The organism is Streptomyces sp. NPDC001848, assembly GCF_042891915.1.
In the GTDB taxonomy this organism is placed as follows: domain Bacteria; phylum Actinomycetota; class Actinomycetes; order Streptomycetales; family Streptomycetaceae; genus Streptomyces.
Genome location: NZ_JBIATP010000047.1, coordinates 1 through 1,800 on the forward strand (window position 1 = coordinate 1; position 1,800 = coordinate 1,800).

Genomic DNA, 1,800 nt, shown 5'->3' on the forward strand with positions numbered 1-1,800 from the left:
GCCTGCGGCCGTCAGGTCACCCACCAGCTCTCGCGCGGCCCGGCCACTACGACGACCCAGCAACAGCAAATGCCGCACCCCATACCGCTCCACCAAGTGGCGGGCCACCAACCCGCCCAACGCACCCCCGGCCCCGGTGATCAACACCGTGCCCTCCGGGGCGAACCGGGTGTGGGCGTGCTCGTCGGCGGTGACGGCGATGAGCCGGGGCACGTACAGCCGCCCGTCTCGTACGGCGACTTGTGGCTCGTTCAGGGCGAGCGCTGAGGTGACCGTCGTTTCGGTGTGGGCATCATCGGCCGGTACGTCGACGAGCACGATCCGGCCGGGGTGCTCGGCCTGCGCCGAACGCAGCAGACCCCACACCCCCGCCGTCACCGGATCGGGAGTCTCGGTCATCCCACCCCGCGTGACCACCACCAGCCGCGCATCGGCCGCGTCGCTGTCGCCGACGAAGCCCTGAACCAGCGCCAGCGCTTCCCCGACCCGGACGCGCACGTCGCCGCCCGGCTCGACATACGCGACCCGGACGTCGGAGGCCACGCCTGCCGCAGCATCGAGGATCGCCGCCTCGGTCCAGCGCACCTCGTACAGGGGGTCGGCAGCTGCGGAGCCGACCTGCTCCAACTGTTCCTGGGACATGGGCTGGAGACGGAGGTCGTCCACGGTGACCACGGGCATCCCGGCACCGTCGAACGCGGCCACCCGCACGGCCCCGTCCGCCTGCGGCGTCAGCCGCACCCGCAGCACCGAGGCACCCACCGAGTGCAGCCGCACCCCGCCCCACGAGAACGGCACCCACAAGTCCTCCGACGGCAGCGGGTGCAGCGCTGCGTCGAGCAGCGCCGGGTGGACGCCGAACTCGTCCGGCTCGGCGGGCAGTTGTACCTCGGCGAAGACTTCCTCGCCGACCCTCCACATCGCGCGCAGCCCCTGGAACACCGGGCCGTACCCGTACCCGAGGGCGGCCAGACGGTCGTAGACCTCCGATCCCTGCACCGGCTGTGCACCCGGCGGCGGCCACGCCGTCTCCAGCCGCTCCGAGGACACCACCGCACTCCGCGACAGCACACCGACGGCATGCCGCACCCACTCGGTTTCCGCGTCCTGGGGCCGGGAGTGCACGGCGATCGACCGGCGCCCCGACTCGTCCGCGGCGCCCACCGACACCTGCACCGCCACCAGCGCGTCCTCCGACAGCACCAGCGGCCGCTCCAGCGTCAGCTCCTCCACCACGGCACATCCGGCCTCGTCGGCCGCCCGCAGCGCCATCTCCACGAACGCCGTGCCGGGGAGGATGACCGTTCCGAAGACGGCGTGGTCCACCAGCCACGGGTGCGTGCCGAGGGAGATACGGCCCGTGAGTACGGCGTTGTCGCTGTCGGCGAGTCGTACGGCGGCGCCGAGCAGGGGGTGGTCCGCCGGGCTGAGACCGAGCCCGGCCGCGTCCACGACCGAGCGGCCCGCAGGCAACCAGAAACGCTGGTGCTGGAAGGCATACGTCGGCAGCTCGACGAGCCGCCCGCCCTGCACCCAGGCCGACCAGTCGACATCGACCCCCGCGACGAACACCTCCGCCACATGCTGCAACAGCCGCGCCTGCTCCCCCTCCTCACGGCGCAAAGTACCCACCGCCGTCACCCCGGCAACCCCGGCAACCTCCGCCGCCTGCGTCACCGCACCCACCAACACCGGATGCGGAGATGCCTCGACGAACACCCGATGGCCCGCGTCCAGGAGAGTCTGCAGCGCCTGATCGAAACGCACCGTCTGACGCAGGTTGGTGAACCAGTACTCCGC

At 72.1% G+C, this 1,800-nt stretch carries 1 protein-coding gene; it reads right to left on the reverse strand.

The features are described from left to right. A partial coding sequence (locus ACFYZJ_RS39360) for a polyketide synthase dehydratase domain-containing protein (protein WP_388577210.1) occupies window positions 1-1,800 on the reverse strand: 1,800 nt, incomplete at both ends.